The following is a 16,070-nucleotide window of genomic DNA, read 5'->3' as shown; positions in this document are numbered from 1 at the left end:
CAGCGGCTGCGCGGCGGAGTCGACCGGATTTCACCTGGTGGGACGAGGGTCATACGCAGGGCGCCCGCCCCCGCCCCCGCTTACCCGAGCACCTCGTCGCAGGCCACCCGCAGTCTGCGTACCCCCTCGGTGATCTCCCCCACCCCGGCGACCGCGGCGAAGCTCAGCCGGACGTGTCCGGCCGGAGGTTCGGCCGCGAAGTACGGGCGGCCCGGGGCCACGGCCACGCCCGCGCGGAGGGCGGCGGAGACGAACGCGGACTCGTCGGCGCCGTCGGGCAGCCGCGGCCACAGGTGGTAGCCGCCCGCGGGGATGTGCGGCACCGTGAACTCCGGCAGCCGCAGCCGCAGCGCCGCCGACATGGCGTCCCTGCGCTCCTTCAACTCCCCTGCCACGGCCCGCAGATGGCGCGGCCAGGCCGGTGAGCCCACCAGTTCCAGTGCCGCCTCCTGGAGGGGCCTCGGCACGAAGAAGTGGTCGACGACCTGGATGGCGCGCAGCCGTTCGAGGACCGGGCCGCGGGCCGCGAGCGCGCTGACGCGGAAGCTCGGCGAGGTGGCCTTGGTGAGCGAGCAGACGTGGACGACGACGCCGTCGTGGTCGTCGGACGAGAGCGGGCGCGGCAGCGGCCCGGCGTCCTCGTGGACGAGGCGACGCACGAAGTCGTCCTCGATGACGAACGCCCCCGCCTCACGGGCGATCCGCAGCACCTCGGGGCGTCGCTCGGCGGACAGCACGGCGCCGGTCGGGTTCTGGAACAGCGGCTGGCAGACGAAGACCCGGGCACCCGTGGCCCGGAAGGCCTCCGCCAGGAGCCGGGGGCGCACCCCGTCCGTGTCGACGGGCACGGGCACCGGCCGCAGCCCCGCCGCCCGCGCGATGGCGAGCATGCCCGGATACGTCGGTGACTCGACCAGGACCGGCGCCCCGGGCGGCGCGAGGGCCCGCAGCGCCGTCGTCAGCGCGCTCTGACCGCCCGCGGTGATCAGCACCTCGGCGGCCGTGATCGCCCCGCCGATCCCCCGCGCGAACCATTCGCGCAGCTCGGGCAGGCCGTCGACCGGCGGCCGCCCCCACGCGCCGGGCCGACGCCCCGCACGGGCGAGGGCCGCCGCCATCGCGCGCTCGGGCTGCAGTGCGGGGTCGAGATAGCCGCCGTTGAACTCGATGACGCCCGACGGCGGGGCGGCGAGCGTGGCCAGGACTCCGGAGGCGTCGACCGAGCGCGGCACGAGCTCCGTGGTGGCGTCGGCGCTCAGCGCCACCTCCTGCCACGAGGTGTCCCCGACGGGCGCGGCGGCCGCCGACACCTCCGCACGGAAGACACCCGCGCCAGGGCGGGTGACGACGAGGCCTTCGGCGGACAGCTGCGCCAGGGCCCGCGAGACGGTCACGGGGCTCACCCTGAACCGCTCCACGATCGCCCGGCTGGACGGCAGCTTTCCGCCAGGAGAGTAGCGGTCCAGCTCATTCCGCAGCTGTTTCGCCAGGTCTCCCACACTGCTACTGTCATGCATGACAGCACAGGATAGCGCTACTCGCCCGACCCGGATAGCGGTCCCCGCCCCCGGCACCGTGGCCCCGGCACCGGCCCCCGCAGGCACGCCCCGCAGCGGCACGCTGATGGCCGCCCTCGGTGTCATCGCCTTCTCCCTCACCTTCCCCTCCACCGCATGGGGCCTCGAAGGCATCGGCCCCTGGAGCTTCGTGACCCTGCGGGGCGTGCTCAGCGCGCTCGTCGCGGGCGGCTGTCTGCTCGTGCTGCGCATCGCGGTCCCCGACCGCCGCCACTGGGCGGGACTCGCGGTGGTCGGCGCCGGTGTCGTCGTCGGCTTCCCGCTGCTCACCACGCTCGCGCTGCAGACCTCCACCACCGCGCACGCGGCCGTGGTCGTCGGTCTGCTCCCCCTCACGACCGCCGTCTTCTCGGTGCTGCGCACCGGCGCGCGCCCCTCGCGCACGTTCTGGGCGGCGGCGCTCGCCGGAGCCGCGGCGGTCATCGCGTTCACCGTGCAGCAGAGCGGCGGCGCCCTGTCCACCGCCGACCTCTATCTCTTCGGCGCGCTGCTGATCTGCGCGGCCGGTTACACCGAGGGCGGCCGCCTCGCCCGCGAGATGCCCGGCTGGCAGGTCATCGGCTGGGCGCTGGTCCTCTTCCTGCCGCTCAACATCGCGGGCGCGGCGGTGGCCCTGCCCCACGAACCCTTCCAGCTCACCGGGCACAGCACGGCGGGCCTGCTGTACGCGGCGATCGGCTCGCAGTTCCTCGGCCTGGTCGTCTGGTACCGGGGCATGGCGGCGATCGGCATCCCCAAGGCCAGCCAGCTCCAGCTCGCCCAGCCGCTCCTGACGCTCGTGTGGTCGGTGTTCCTGCTCGGCGAGCACCTCACCGTCGCCGCACCGCTCACCGCGGCCGCCGTCCTCGTCTGCATCGCGGTCACCCAACGGTCCCGCGGCTGACGCGCCGCCCGCCCGGCAGGTCCCAACTCCCGCCACCCGTCGTACACTTGCGGCCACGGATCGCGACCGAAGAGCGGGACGAGGGGGCACTCCAGATGCGTGCAACCGTAGGCGACGAGCTGGTGGTGCACGGCAGGATCGTCGGGCAGCACGACCGGATCGCGCAAGTCGTCGAGGTACTGGGCCCGGACGGCGGTCCGCCGTACCGCGTCCGCTTCGAGGACGGCCACGAGACCGTGATGTCACCGGGCCCCGACACCGTCGTACGGCATCAGGACCCGGCCTCCTGACCCACCGGGGTTATGACCCAGGCTGTCAGCGCGGCGGCTTCGCGGGCTCCTGATAGTGGTCGGCGACCACCCGCGCCATCGCGCCGATCTTGTCGACGCCGACCTCCTTCGCCGAGAAGTAGACGTGCCCCCGCACCTCGGGGAAGCTCTCGGCGTACGTGAGGTGGCGGGACAGCTCCGCCGGGTCCTGCCAGGCCGCGGGCTGCGCCGGATCGCCCGCCTTGTACAGGGCCTCGCCGATGTACAGGCGCACGCCCGTGCCGCGCACGACGTCGTTCCACCACGGGATGAGCTTCGCGTAGTCCGCGGCGGGGAAGCCGATGTTCCAGTACACCTGCGGGACGATGTAGTCGATCCAGCCCTTCTTCACCCAGCCGCGGGTGTCCGCGTAAAGGTCGTCGTAGGTCTGCACGCCCGCCCGGGTGTCCGAGCCGGTCGGATCGGTGGCGATGTTGCGCCAGACCGCGAAGGGGCTGACCCCGAACTGGGTCCGCGTCCGCGCCTTCTTCACCCGCCGGGCCATCTCGCGCACCAGCCGGTCGATGTTGTCCCGCCGCCACGAGGCCCGGTCCGGGAAGCCGCCGCCGTACCGCTCGAAGGCGTCGTCGTCGTCGAAGACCTGGCCCGCGACGGGATACGGGTAGAAGTAGTCGTCCCAGTGCACCGCGTCGATCGGGTAGCGGCGCACGGCGTCGAGCATCGCGTCCTGCACGAAGCGCCGCACCGCGGGCAGGCCCGGGTTGTAGTAGAGCTTCCCGCCGTACGGCACGACCCAGTCGGGGTGCACCCGCGCGGGGTGCGTGGCCACCAGGCGGGACGGATCCGTGTGGTTGGCGATCCGGAAGGGGTTGAACCACGCGTGCAGCTCCAGGCCCCTGCGGTGCGCCTCGTGCACGGCGGTGCCCAGCGGGTCCCAGCCCGGGTCCTTGCCCTGCACACCGGTCAGGTACTCCGACCACGGCTCGTACGGCGAGGGCCACAGCGCGTCGGCGGTGGGCCTCACCTGGAAGACCACCGCGTTGAGTCTGCGGTTCACGGCCGAGTCCAGATGGGCCAGCAACTCGCTGCGCTGCTGTGCCGCCGGGAGCCCCGGCTTGGACGGCCAGTCACGGTTGACGACGCTCGCCAGCCACATGCCGCGCAGTTCGCGGCCCTTCTTCGGCCGACGGGACGCGGCGACCGCGTCCCCCGTCGTGGCCAGACCGGCCACCGTCGCGGCGGCCACCAAGGAGAAACCCCGACGTGACATACGCCTCATCTGCATGCCCCCTGAGCTCGCTGTGCACCGACACCCCTTGCCGGTGCGCTCAGCATGCCCGACCCGGCCCGTCATGGCCCCCTCATTGCGGAGTAACGTTCACGGCCGAGGCAGGACCGAGACCGTACGGGGGACCTGCCTGCCCCGTTGATCAGCGAAAGGCACGAGGTGACCGACTCCATGACCGATATCGCACGCGTCGGAGTGGTGGGCTGTGGCCAGATGGGCGCCGGAATCGCAGAGGTCTGCGCCCGCTCCGGACTGGACGTGAAGGTCGCGGAGACCACCGGCGAAGCCCTGGAAATCGGCCGTACGCGGCTGTACAACTCCCTCTCCAAGGCGGCCGAGCGCGGCAAGATCTCCGAGGAGGAGCGCGACGAGACGCTGGCCCGCCTCAGCTTCACCACGGACCTCGGCGAGTTCGCCGACCGTGACCTGGTCATCGAGGCCGTGGTGGAGAACGAGCAGGTCAAGACCGAGATCTTCCAGGTGCTCGACCAGGTGGTGACCCGGCAGGACGCGATCCTCGCCTCCAACACCTCCTCCATCCCGCTGGTGAAGCTGGCCGTCGCGACCTCGCGTCCCGACCAGGTCATCGGCATCCACTTCTTCAACCCGGCGCCGGTGCAGCAGCTCGTCGAGCTGATCCCCGCGCTGACCACGTCCGAGGGCACCATCAGCCGGGCCCAGGCCGTCGTCGAGAAGATCCTCGGCAAGCACGCGATCCGCGCCCAGGACCGCTCGGGCTTCGTGGTGAACGCGCTGCTCATTCCGTATCTGCTCTCGGCCATCCGGATGTTCGAGTCGGGCATCGCGAGCCGCGAGGACATCGACAACGGCATGGAGATGGGCTGCGCCCACCCGATGGGGCCGCTCAAGCTCGCCGACCTGATCGGCCTGGACACGGTCGCCTCGGTCGCCGACTCCATGTACGCCGAGTACAAGGAGCCGCTGTACGCCGCTCCCCCGCTGCTGCAGCGGATGGTGGACGCGGGCCGCCTCGGCCGGAAGTCCGGCTCGGGCTTCTACACGTACGCCTGACGACACGTACGCCTGACGCATCACGTACGCCTGACGACGTACGCGGGGCTCACTCCCCGTACGAACACGCTCTGTACCCGACGGGCCCGGCACTCATCCGAGTGCCGGGCCCGTGGCGTTCACACAGGGTGTGCGCAGCGGGCTCGCATATGCCCATCGCACACGCTCCCGCCCTGCCCGCCACGCGAGTTCACTTTCTGTGCGGATGAAGGGGGGACGCGCCACTACAGAGAGGAGTGGACTCGTGACCATCGACGGCGAGAGTGCCGTGGTCCCGGAAGAACTCGCTGAGTTACGCCGTAGCCTGGATGTGGGTCTTGCCCGCGTCGACGGACGGCTGGCGTTGCTCAGTCAGCACGACGAACAGACCGCCAAGAACGTGGAGACCATGGAGGCCCGGGTCGCCGCGCTGGAGAACACCCGCTGGCCCCTGCCCACGATCGTCGCGCTCGCGGCGGTCGCGGCCATCGCCGTAGCGGTCTGGCAGGCCATCGGCCATTAGTCAGTGCGCGTCCTGACCGAGGCGCAGATGGTGCAGGAGGAGGAGCGCCGCGGCCATGTTGGCGGCCGGGACCTCCCCACGGGCCACCATGTCGGGAACCAGTTTGAGCGGGACCCACTCGCGGCGGTCCGACTCGAAGTCGTCTTCGGGATCACCGATGTACGTCCCTTCGTCGGACCAGTAGATGTGGTGCCTGGCGTCAGTGAGCCCGTTGGACGGCTCGACGCTCATGAGGTGCCGCAGCGGGCCCGGTCGCCACCCGGTCTCCTCCTCCATTTCGCGTGCCGCGGCGTACGCGATGTCCTCGCCGTCCTCGACGACGCCTGCCGCGAGTTCCCAGCCCCAGCTGTCGGTGATGAAGCGGTGCCGCCACAGCAGGAGCACTTCGTTGGCGTCGTTGACGACGGTGGCCACGGCGACGGGCCGCAGCCTTATCAGGAAGTGGTCCAGATGCCGGCCGTCGGGCAGCTCGACATCTGCGAGATTGACCGTGAACCATCGGTTTCCATACACAGTTTGTTCGCTCTGTTTCGTCCACTGCACGGTTCTGCCACCTTCCGACTGGTAGATGGCAATATCGCAGCAGAGGAAACTTCGGAGCAGCGTGTGTGCAGCCCGGAACGGTGTGTACGCAGGACGCTGCACCGGCGGCGCCCGGGGCGCGTCACAGCGGCACGCGCAGCGCTCCGTCGATGAGTTCGGCCGCCTCGGCCGTGCCCGCGCAGTCGCTGCGGACCAGATGCTCGCGCACCGCGCGCAGCCGGTCACGGAGTCTCTGGGACTCCATCCCCCGTGCCTGTTCCGCCATTTGCACCGCCGTGACCACCGCCTCGTCGGTGTTGCCCTGGCGGAGTTCGATCTGGCTGAGCATGGCCAGGCGGTGCACCCGCCCGCGGTCGTGCGCCGGAGTGTCCACGGCCGCCGCGGCATGCTCGCGGGCGCTGACGAGATCACCTAGACTGAGCAGTGCCTCCGCCACTTGCACGTTGACGAGGCCGGGCTGGACATAGCCCGTCTCGTCCGGCTCGCGGCCGCGCAGGATCCGATCGGCCGCGGCCTCCGCACGCCGGATGCACGACAGCGCGCTCCTGCCGTCGCCCAGGTGTGCGTACGCCTTGGCCTGCATCGCGTACAGGTCGGAGGCGAGCGCCGGGGTGAGGTCGCGCCCGGCGGCCCGCAGCGCGGCCTCCGCGAACGCCACGGCCTGGCGGTACTCGCGCATGAACAGCGACTGGTTGACGAGCAGCGCGATCACATAGGCGCCGAGCCCGGTGTCGCCGCTGGCCTTGGCGAGGCGCAGCGCCTGGTGGAAGTAGCGCTGGGCGAGACCGTGCGCGTCCGAGTCGTAGGCGCAGATCCCGGCGATGGCGACCAACCCGCCCGTGGACCGGTGCAGTTGGCGGCCCATCTCGTCGGTGTAGCTGCCGCGCAGCAGGGGCGCGGCCTCGGCGTTGAGGAAGCCGACGATGCGGGTGCGGGTCGCGATGCCACCGGTCTTGCGGTACATCTGCTCGTAGTGGGCGCGGGCGGCGCGCATCATCTCGATGTCGGCCGTGCTCACCGGGTGCCGCCCGCCGCGGGACACATCGACGTCCTCGGGCGGGTTCTCCCACTCCCAGACCGGCATCACGGCAGGTGTTCCGGTGACGGCGGGGGCGCCGAGCAGGTGCGGTCGCTGCTGTTCGTCCGAGCGCCACAGCGCGGTGGCCCGTTCCACGAAGCCGGAGAGGGTGGACGCGGCCGTGCCGACCCGGGCGGCGGGCACACCGGGCAGCCCGAGGCCGATGTCGTCCAAAGTGACGGGCCGGTGCAGCCGGGCTGCGAGCACTTCACAGATCAGGTCGGGCACCTGGCCGCGCGGCCGCTGGCCCTTCAACCAGCGGGACACGGCGGTGTGTTCGTACCGCAGAGCGAGACCTCTGGACCTGCCCGCCTGGTTCACATGTGCGGCGAGTCCCGCGTGAGAGATGCCTGCTTCGTCGAGGATCGCGTCGAGCAGGGTGTTGGGCTGCATGGATGCCCTCCGGTGGCTCGGTGCTGTTCAGAGTAGTGGAGGCCCCTTCACACGGGGTGTGAACGGAGTGCTCGAATCCGGGGGGTGTGCGCTCTGCCGCATGGGGTGTGGGCTCGCTTGACTGGGGTGCCTCATCAGGTAAGGAGGCCGACCGGGCCGCCGGCTCCCCCCTCATACAGTGCGGCGGCCCCCATCGGCGCCGTCCGTCCCGCCGTCTGCCCGACAACTCCATGGCGGGGCGGACGGCGCATGCCGCATTCCGTCACCCGCCGGTCATGGTGGGGGCGTGCCACTCCGGCTCGGGCTGCTGCAGGGGGACCCGGCACCGGTCGTTGCGCAGCACGAGCAGCGCCGCGTCGTCGGACGGCAACCGACCCGCGTGGCGCAGCAGTTCGGCGTAGACCGCGCGGATGAGGCCCTGCGGGGAGACCGGCGGGACGCGGGCCGCATCGGCCAGCACGGCCCGCAGCGGGAAGAACGTCCCGGTGGCGTCGCGTGCGTCCTCCACCCCGTCCGTGTGCAGGACGAGCGCCTCGCCCGGGAGCAGCGGTCCGCAGTCGAGCACCGGCAGGTCGGCGGGGAGCGGGAAGGAGCCGAGCGGCGGCAGCGGCTCACCGTCCGTCAGGAGCTGCGCGGTGCCGCTGAGCAAGTGGGGCCAGGGGTGGCCGCAGTTGAGCGCGGAGATGCCGCCGTCCCTGTCGATCTCCAGGAGCAGGACGGTGACGAACTCCTCGGACAGCGGGGTCTCCGGCGCGGCGCCGCCGCTCGCCGGGTGCTCGGCCCGTGAGAGCTCGCGCAGGTGCCGCCCGAGGGCCCGCTCCAGACGGCGCAGGACCAGGGGCAGTTCCGGCTCGTCGTGCGCGGCCTCGCGGAAGCTGCCGAGCACGGCGGCGACGGTCCCGATGGCGGCGAGGCCGTGGCCCCTGACGTCCCCCATGACGACGCGGACTCCGTGGTCGGTGGCCACCACCTCGTACAGATCGCCCCCGACGGAGGCGCCCCGTGACGCGGAGAGCCGACCGGCGGCGAGAGCGAGCCCTTCGACGCGGGACGGCAGGGGCCGCAGGAGTACGTTCTGCGCGGCTCCCGCGACCTCGCGCAGCTGCCGCAACTCCCGCAGCAGTGCCCGCCGGACATGCAGTATCAGCCCGGTCCCGACGGCGAAGAAGACGGCGCTGCTGACGATCCGCGCCCCCATGTTCTCGTCCTGGGCGAGCGGGCAGGCCAGTTTGTACGTGATGGCGACAGCGCCCCACACCGTCGGCAGACCCAAGGAGAGCAGGCGCCGGAAGCCGGGGCGCTCCATGCAGGCGAGCGGCCGGGCGGCCGTGCCTGATCTTCCGCGGCGGATGCGGGAACACCGCCCGCGCACCGTCGCCCGCATCCGTGCCCGGAGCGTCGCCCGGCAGGGAGCCCCAGCCTTGAGACGAATCATGCCGACGGCCCCCCTAGGCCCGGTACAGCGCGCAGGCCGACCCCTACGGCCGGAATGATTGTGTCGACCATGTGGGCCGATCGGGCCAGAGTGCCGTTTGATGTCACTCAAACGAGTGAGGGGCTTATCCGGCGGTCCGGATAAGCCCCTCTTTGCGCCCCTTGTGCGCCTGTTATCGCCTACGGGCAGTCACTACGCTCCGCGCAGCACCGCACCCGTCCGCTCGGCCGCCAGCGCGACGGCCGCGTCACGGGCCGCGGAGGCCTCGTCGACGGTCAGCGTGCGGTCGGCCGCGCGGAAGCGCAGCGCGTACGCCAGGGACTTCTTGCCCTCGCCGATCTGCTCGCCCTCGAAGACGTCGAACAGCCGGATGGACTCCAGGAGTTCACCCGCCCCGCCGGTCAGGAAGTACTCGACCACGGCGGCCGGCACCTCCTTGTCGACGACCAGCGCGACGTCCTGCGTGGCCACCGGGAAAGTGGAGATCCGCGGCGCCCGCAGAGCTCCCTCCCCGGCCTGCTCCAGAAGGTCCAGGTCGAGCTCCATCGCGCAGGTGCGCGCGGGCACGCCGAGAGCCTTGACGACGCGCGGGTGCAGCTCACCGGCGTGTCCGACGGAGACGATCTCGCCGTCCACGACGACCTTCAGCTCGGCGCAGCGGCCGGGGTGCCACGGGCCGTACTGCCCCTGGTCGACGATGAGCTCGACACCGGCCTCGTGGGCGATGGTCCGCGCCGACTCGACGGCGTCCGCCCAGTCGGCCGGGCGGCCCTTGCCCCACCAGCCGGCCTGCTCGCGGGCGCCCGCGAGGACGACGGCGGCATGCCGGGGCTGGACGGGCAGCGCCGCCGTGAGGGAGGCGATCTCCTCGTCCGTGGGACGCCGGTCGACGGGCAGGCGCCCGGCGATCTTGAGCTCCTCGCGGGGGTGGAAGACCAGGCCCGTCTCGAAGAGCGCCAGGTCGTGCGAGCCGCGTCCGTCGTTGCGGCGCAGCGCGGAGAGCAGGCCAGGCAGCAGCGTCGTGCGGAGCGCGGGCTCCTCGTCGGAGAGCGGGTTGACGAGCTTGACCACGCGGCGGTTGGTGTCGTCCGCGTCGAGGCCCAGCTGGTCGAAGACGCCTTCCCCGATGAAGGGGTAGCTCAGCGACTCGACGTAGCCCGCCCCGGCCAGCGCGCGGCCGACGCGGCGGTGCAGTCGCTGCCGCTCGGTCAGGCCCCGGCCCGCGGGGGGCTTCGGCAGGGTCGAGGGCAGGTTCTCGTACCCCTCGAGGCGGATGACCTCTTCGGCGAGGTCGTTCGGCTCGGCGAGGTCGGGACGCCACGACGGCACGGTGACGGTCAGGTCGTCCTGGCCGTAGACGTCGCAGCCGACCTCCTGGAGGCGGCGCACGACGGTCTCGCGGCCGTAGGCCACACCGGCGACCTTGTCCGGGTGGTCGGCGGGCATGGTGATCGTGCGCGGCCCGGTCGGCGCGATGACCTCGGTGACACCGGCCTCGGCGCTGCCGCCCGCGAGGAGCACGAGCAGGTCGACGGTGCGCTGTGCGGCGGCGGCCGCGGCCAGCGGGTCGACACCGCGCTCGAAGCGCTTGGACGCCTCGGAGGCGAGGCGGTGGCGGCGCGCGGTGCGGGCGATGGAGATCGCGTCGAAGTGCGCGGCCTCGACGACCACCTCGGTGGTGCCGCTGACCCGTCCGGTCTCCGGGTCGGTCTCGGAGTCGGCGATCTCGGTGTTCGCGCCGCCCATGACGCCCGCGAGGCCGATCGGGCCGCGGTCGTCGGTGATGACCAGGTCCTCGGCGTCCAGGACGCGCTTGGTCCCGTCGAGGGTGGTGAACTTCTCGCCCTGCTCGGCCCGGCGCACGCCGATCGTGCCCTGGATGCGGGAGCGGTCGTACGCGTGCAGGGGCTGGCCGAGCTCCATCATCACGTAGTTGGTGATGTCGACGGCGAGCGAGATCGGGCGCATGCCGACCTTCTGCAGACGGCGCCGCAGCCAGATCGGGGAGCGGGCCTCGGGCTGCAGGCCCGTGACGGTGCGCGCGGTGAAGCGGTCGCAGCCGAGCGGGTCGCCGACCTTGACCGGGTAGCCGAAGGAGTTCGGCGCGGGCACGTCGAGGAGCGCCGGGTCGCGCAGCGGCAGGCCGTACGCGATGGCGGTCTCGCGGGCGACGCCGCGCATCGAGAGCGCATAGCCGCGGTCGGGCGTGACGGCGATGTCCAGGACCTCGTCGACGAGCTCCAGGAGCTCGATGGCGTCGGTACCGGCCTCGTGCTCCGGGGGCAGGACGATGATGCCGCCGGTGCCGTCGTCGCCCATGCCCAGCTCGTCGCCGGAGCAGATCATGCCGTGGGACGTCTTGCCGTACGTCTTGCGGGCGGCGATGGCGAAGTCGCCGGGCAGGACGGCGCCGGGCAGGACCACGACGACCTTGTCGCCGACGGCGAAGTTCCGGGCGCCGCAGACGATCTCCTGCGGCTCGCCGGTGCCGTTGGCGGTGCCGACGTCGACCGTGCAGAAGCGGATGGGCTTCTTGAAGCCCTCCAGCTCCTCGATGGTGAGGACCTTGCCCACGACGAGCGGGCCCTTGAGCCCGGCGCCGAGCTGCTCGACGGTCTCGACCTCGAGGCCGACCTCGATCAGCGTGGTCTGCACGTCACGGCCGGTCTCGGTGGCGGGGAGATCGACGTACTCCCGCAGCCAGGAAAGCGGGACCCGCATCAGATCTCCATCCCGAACGGCCGGGTGAACCGGATGTCACCCTCGACCATGTCTCGCATGTCTTCGACGTTATGGCGGAACATCAGCATCCGCTCGATGCCGAACCCGAAGGCGAATCCGCTGTACTTCTTGGGGTCGACGCCGCAGGCGGTGAGCACCTTGGGGTTGACCATGCCGCAGCCGCCGAGCTCGATCCAGCCCTCGCTGCCACAGGTGCGGCAGGCGCGGTCGGGGTTGCCGACGGACTCGCCACGGCACACGTAGCAGACCATGTCCATCTCGGCGGACGGCTCGGTGAACGGGAAGTAGTTCGGCCGCAGCCGGGTCTTCATGTCCGGGCCGAAGAGCGACTGGACCATGTGGTCCAGGGTGCCCTTGAGGTCGGCCATGGTGAGGCCCTCGTCGACGGCGAGCAGCTCGATCTGGTGGAAGACCGGGGTGTGCGTGGCGTCGAGCTCGTCCGTGCGGTACACCCGGCCGGGGCAGACGATGTAGACCGGCGGCTCGCGGCGCTCGAGGAGCGCGCGCGCCTGCACGGGCGAGGTGTGCGTCCGCAGCACGACACCGGACTCGTCGCCGTCGGTCCCCTGGGGGCCCTCGACGAAGAAGGTGTCCTGCATCTGCCGGGCCGGGTGGTCGGGCGTGAAGTTCAGGGCGTCGAAGTTGAACCACTCCGCCTCGACCTCGGGGCCCTCCGCGACCTCGTACCCCATCGAGACGAAGACGTCGGCGACGCGCTCCATCATCGTGGTCAGCGGGTGCCGGGCGCCTGCGGGCATCCGGTCGTAGGGCAGCGTGACGTCCACTGCCTCCTCGACCAGGACGCGGGCGTCGCGCTCCGCCTCGAGCTCGGTCTGGCGGGCGGCCAGGGCCTTGCTCACGGCGCCGCGCGCCATGCCGACGCGCTTGCCCGCCTCGGCCTTGGCCTGCGGGGGCAGCGCGCCGATCTCGCGGTTGGCAAGCGCCAGCGGCGAGGTGCCGCCGGTGTGCGCGACCTTGGCCTCCTGGAGCGCGTCGAGGGAGTTCGCGGCGGCGAAGGCGGCGAGCGCCTCGTCCCGCATCCGCTCGATCTCTTCAGGTTTCAGTGCCTCGACCTCAACAGGGTCGTACGACTTGTTCGGTGCCGACATCTCTTCCCGTGCTTCCGATTGGCTGGCGGATGGGTCCCCGTCAACAACTCGGAGACAAGCAGTCCCAGGTATGGGGACACAAAGTGCCAACTACCGAGTCTAACGGGGGTGCGGTGAACGAATGAGCCCGCGGGCTGCTCAGGGCGTCCTCGACAGGGTCACTGGAGATACGCCGGGGCCCCCACGGGCAACGTAAATCGGAACTGGGCGCCACCGCCGAGTGCGCGGCCGACGGTGATCATCCCGCCGTGCGCTTCCACGATGCCCTTCACGATGTACAACCCCAGTCCCGTCCCGCCGCGCTTGCTGCCCCGCCAGAAGCGGGTGAAGACCCGGCCCATCGATTCCTCCGGAATGCCGGGACCTTCGTCGCTCACGGTGACGGCCGTCTCGGCGCCGCCCCGCTCGCGCGGTGACGAGGAGGGCGCCACCTCGATGGTGACGGTTCCCTCGCCGTGCCGCACGGCATTTTCCAGCAGGTTGCTGAGCACCTGGTCGATCTTGTCCGGGTCCGCCCAGCAGTCGGGCAGCGGCTGCTGGACCCGGACGAGGAAGCGGTCCGCGTCCTGGCCCGCGGCGACATGCGCCTGGACGTGGCGCCCGACGGCCGCGCCTATGTCGACGGGCTGGCGGCGCAGCTCCAGGCGTCCGGAATCGATGCGGGAGATGTCGAGGAGCTCGGCGATCAGCCGGGTGACGCGGTTCGCGTCGGCGTCGACGGTCTCCAGCATCAGCTTCTTCTGGTCGTCGGTGAACCGTTCCCACTTGGCGAGCAGCGTCGCGGTGAAGCCCTTGACGGAGGTGAGCGGCGAGCGGAGCTCGTGGGCGACCGTGGCGATCAGCTCGGCGTGGCTGCGCTCGGTGCGGCGGCGGGCCTCGGTGTCGCGCAGGGAGACGACGACACGGCGCACGGGGCCGGTGCGGGTGGTGCGCACGTACCGGGCGGTGACGAGGACCTCGCGGCCGCCGGGCAGGAGCAGGTTGCGCTCGGGCTGGCCGACGCGGATGGCGAGGCCGCCGTAGGGATCGGTCAGCTGCCACCAGCGGCGGCCTTCGAGGTCCTCTAAGGGGAGCGCGTGCTCCAGGGGGGCGCCGAGGGCGTCCGCCGCCGGTACCGCGGTGATCCGGGCCGCCGCCGCGTTGAAGCAGATGACGTGGCCCGTCTCGTCCGCGACGACGAGGCCGTCGGGCAGCTCGTCGGGGTCGAGTCCCAGGCTGCCGAGGTCACCGGGACCGCCGTGGTCCGTGCGAGCACGGACGAGGTCCTGTACTCCCGGTGCTCTGCTCGTGCCGACACTCATTCCCCGTACCCCGCCTCTCGGACTGTCGGTGGGGGGGTGCCTCCCTGCTCGGGGGAGTCCCCCTGTCCGGGCGGAGCCGAGAACGTGGGGGAGAAGCCGAGAGCCTGGGAGAGGGCCCCCCGAGCCCGTCACACTACTAGCTCGATGTGACGGAGCGGCACCCTCCGGCGGCTCGCTGTGCACGGGCGGACGCATAGAGGCACACGGCGGCGGCCGTCGCGAGGTTGAGGCTTTCGGCTCTGCCGTGGATCGGAACGCGCACCACCGCGTCGGCGAGTGCGCGGGTCTCCTCCGGCAGCCCCCAGGCCTCGTTGCCGAAGACCCAGGCGGTCGGGGTGCCCATGGTGCCCTTGTCGAGCTCCGCGTCGAGGTCGTCCGCACCGGCCCCGTCGGCGGCGAGGATCCGGACGCCCGCGTCCTTGAGGCCTTGCACGGCCTGTTCGACGGGTACGCCGACGGCGACCGGCAGATGGAAGTGCGAACCGACCGACGCGCGCACCGACTTGGGGTTGTAGAGGTCCACGGAGGCGTCCGTGAGGATCACGGCCTCGGCGCCCGCGGCGTCCGCGCAGCGCAGCACGGTCCCGGCGTTCCCGGGGTCGCGGACGTTCGCGAGGACAGCGACGAGCCGCGGCCCGGCCGCGAGGATCTCCTCGAAGGGCACGTCGAGGAACCGGCAGACGCCGACGAGGCCCTGCGGCGTGACGGTCGTCGAGATGTCGGCGATGACGTCCTCGTCGGCGAGGTGCACCCGGGCCCCGGCGGCGCGCGCCTCCCCCACGATGTCGGCGTACCGCTCGGCGGCGTCGACGGTGGCGAACGCCTCGACGAGCGTCTGCCCGTGCGCGGCGGCCTCCCGCACGGCCTGCGGTCCTTCGGCGAGGAACAGCCGCTCCTTGCCCCGGAAGTTCCGCTTGGCCAGCCGCCGCGCGGCACTGACGCGGGGCGACTTGGGGGAGATCAACTCAGGGGCGGGCGACATGAACTCACCTTCGGAACAGGGGCGGGGGCGCCCCTTCAGGGGCGCGGGGAACTGCGCGACCAGCCACAGCAGACCCGCGGACGGCAGCGAACAGACATCGGCAGACGAGCGGCCGAACAGAATCGGACCCGCAAGCCAGACGGCCTACGGGTCCGAACATCACGCTCAGCTCAGCGCAGCGTCACGCAGCCTTGGGCGCGTTGACGTCCGACGGCAGCGCCTTCTGCGCAACCTCGACGAGCGCGGCGAACGCGTTCTCGTCGTTGACGGCCAGCTCCGCGAGGATCTTGCGGTCCACCTCGATGTTGGCAGCCTTCAGACCCTGGATGAAGCGGTTGTAGGTGATGCCGTTGGCGCGGGCAGCGGCGTTGATGCGCTGGATCCACAGCTGACGGAAGTCGCCCTTGCGCTTCTTGCGGTCGTTGTAGTTGTAGACCAGGGAGTGGGTGACCTGCTCCTTGGCCTTGCGGTACAGGCGCGACCGCTGGCCGCGGTAACCGCTGGCCGCCTCGAGGATCGCCCGACGCTTCTTGTGGGCGTTGACTGCCCGCTTGACGCGTGCCACTTGTTAACTCCTTGTAGCGGGGCCGTGGTTGGACTCACACGACCCGGTATCGATTGGGTCCCGGTCAGAGTTCAGGCGCGATCGGCGCCCGGACTCACTTGCCGAGAAGCTTCTTGATCTTCTTGGCGTCGCCCGGGGCCATCTCGGCGTTGCCGGTGAGGCGACGCGTCAGACGGGACGACTTGTGCTCGAGCAGGTGGCGCTTGCCGGCGCGCTCACGGAGCACCTTGCCGGAGCCGGTGATCTTGAAGCGCTTGCTGGCACCGCTGTGCGACTTGTTCTTCGGCATAGCGCCGTTCTCTCCTCGTCAGTGGCGCTCCGATGCCCGGTCGTGAAACCGGGCATCCGGGAGCCATGTGTGTCAGTGGTGT

General features: G+C 71.5%; 15 protein-coding genes. 4 read left to right on the top strand and 11 right to left on the bottom strand.

Going from position 1 to position 16,070, the window contains the following annotated elements:
- Positions 1–80: 80 nt before the first annotated feature.
- The gene (locus AC068B_RS30425; RefSeq protein WP_478674791.1) at positions 81–1,517 is read right to left on the bottom strand and encodes an aminotransferase-like domain-containing protein; all 1,437 of its coding nucleotides are present in this window, start codon (positions 1,515–1,517) and stop codon (positions 81–83) included.
- Here AC068B_RS30425 and AC068B_RS30420 point away from each other — a divergent pair.
- Positions 1,516–2,460 carry a DMT family transporter gene (locus tag AC068B_RS30420; RefSeq protein WP_478674790.1) on the top strand — a complete coding sequence of 315 codons (945 nt, stop codon included), beginning with the start codon at positions 1,516–1,518 and terminating at the stop codon, positions 2,458–2,460. The two genes, AC068B_RS30425 and AC068B_RS30420, sit on opposite strands and share 2 nt — an antisense overlap.
- Before the next feature lie 95 nt (positions 2,461–2,555).
- The gene (locus tag AC068B_RS30415) at positions 2,556–2,750 is read left to right on the top strand and encodes a DUF1918 domain-containing protein (protein WP_468568960.1); all 195 of its coding nucleotides are present in this window, start codon (positions 2,556–2,558) and stop codon (positions 2,748–2,750) included.
- A 25-nt stretch (positions 2,751–2,775) separates the two neighbouring features.
- Here the strand turns inward: AC068B_RS30415 and AC068B_RS30410 are convergent, their stop codons facing one another.
- A complete protein-coding gene (locus AC068B_RS30410; RefSeq protein ID WP_478674789.1) occupies positions 2,776–4,008 on the bottom strand; it encodes a glycoside hydrolase family 10-like protein in 1,233 nt (410 codons plus the stop codon).
- 180 nt (positions 4,009–4,188) lie between these two features.
- Between AC068B_RS30410 and AC068B_RS30405 the strand changes: the two genes are divergently transcribed.
- Positions 4,189–5,049, top strand: coding sequence for a 3-hydroxybutyryl-CoA dehydrogenase (locus AC068B_RS30405; RefSeq protein ID WP_356258434.1), 861 nt, complete (start codon positions 4,189–4,191; stop codon positions 5,047–5,049).
- 244 nt (positions 5,050–5,293) lie between these two features.
- The gene (locus AC068B_RS30400; RefSeq protein ID WP_055564137.1) at positions 5,294–5,551 is read left to right on the top strand and encodes a hypothetical protein; all 258 of its coding nucleotides are present in this window, start codon (positions 5,294–5,296) and stop codon (positions 5,549–5,551) included.
- Here the strand turns inward: AC068B_RS30400 and AC068B_RS30395 are convergent, their stop codons facing one another.
- The 9 genes from AC068B_RS30395 to rpmI form a co-directional block, all read right to left on the bottom strand.
- Complete coding sequence (locus tag AC068B_RS30395; RefSeq protein ID WP_468568954.1) at positions 5,552–6,094, bottom strand: NUDIX hydrolase; 543 nt, start codon at positions 6,092–6,094, stop codon at positions 5,552–5,554. It lies immediately after the preceding gene.
- 121 nt (positions 6,095–6,215) lie between these two features.
- Positions 6,216–7,565: an NsdA family TPR-like regulatory protein gene (locus AC068B_RS30390; RefSeq protein WP_468568952.1), complete on the bottom strand. Its 1,350-nt coding sequence runs from the start codon at positions 7,563–7,565 to the stop codon at positions 6,216–6,218.
- Positions 7,566–7,827: 262 nt separating this feature from the next.
- A complete protein-coding gene (locus AC068B_RS30385) occupies positions 7,828–8,871 on the bottom strand; it encodes a PP2C family protein-serine/threonine phosphatase (protein ID WP_478674788.1) in 1,044 nt (347 codons plus the stop codon).
- Positions 8,872–9,192: 321 nt separating this feature from the next.
- On the bottom strand, positions 9,193–11,721 hold the full coding sequence (gene pheT / locus AC068B_RS30380; RefSeq protein WP_478674787.1) for a phenylalanine--tRNA ligase subunit beta: 2,529 nt from the start codon (positions 11,719–11,721) through the stop codon (positions 9,193–9,195).
- Positions 11,721–12,851, bottom strand: coding sequence for a phenylalanine--tRNA ligase subunit alpha (pheS, locus tag AC068B_RS30375; RefSeq protein ID WP_478674786.1), 1,131 nt, complete (start codon positions 12,849–12,851; stop codon positions 11,721–11,723). Before pheS ends, pheT begins: the two co-directional genes overlap by 1 nt.
- Before the next feature lie 158 nt (positions 12,852–13,009).
- On the bottom strand, positions 13,010–14,152 hold the full coding sequence (locus AC068B_RS30370) for a sensor histidine kinase (RefSeq protein ID WP_478674785.1): 1,143 nt from the start codon (positions 14,150–14,152) through the stop codon (positions 13,010–13,012).
- Positions 14,153–14,288: 136 nt separating this feature from the next.
- Positions 14,289–15,134, bottom strand: coding sequence for a TrmH family RNA methyltransferase (locus tag AC068B_RS30365; RefSeq protein ID WP_478674784.1), 846 nt, complete (start codon positions 15,132–15,134; stop codon positions 14,289–14,291).
- A 181-nt stretch (positions 15,135–15,315) separates the two neighbouring features.
- Entirely contained in the window at positions 15,316–15,699 is a 384-nt protein-coding gene (gene rplT, locus AC068B_RS30360; RefSeq protein WP_055564129.1) for a 50S ribosomal protein L20, read from the bottom strand.
- A 94-nt stretch (positions 15,700–15,793) separates the two neighbouring features.
- Positions 15,794–15,988, bottom strand: a complete 195-nt coding sequence (gene rpmI, locus AC068B_RS30355) for a 50S ribosomal protein L35 (protein ID WP_003947156.1) — start codon at positions 15,986–15,988, stop codon at positions 15,794–15,796.
- Between the last annotated feature and the right edge of the window lie 82 nt (positions 15,989–16,070).

The sequence above is a fragment of the Streptomyces sp. NPDC042371 genome, assembly GCF_056437465.1.
This window is presented reverse-complemented; position numbering and strand designations above follow the sequence as displayed.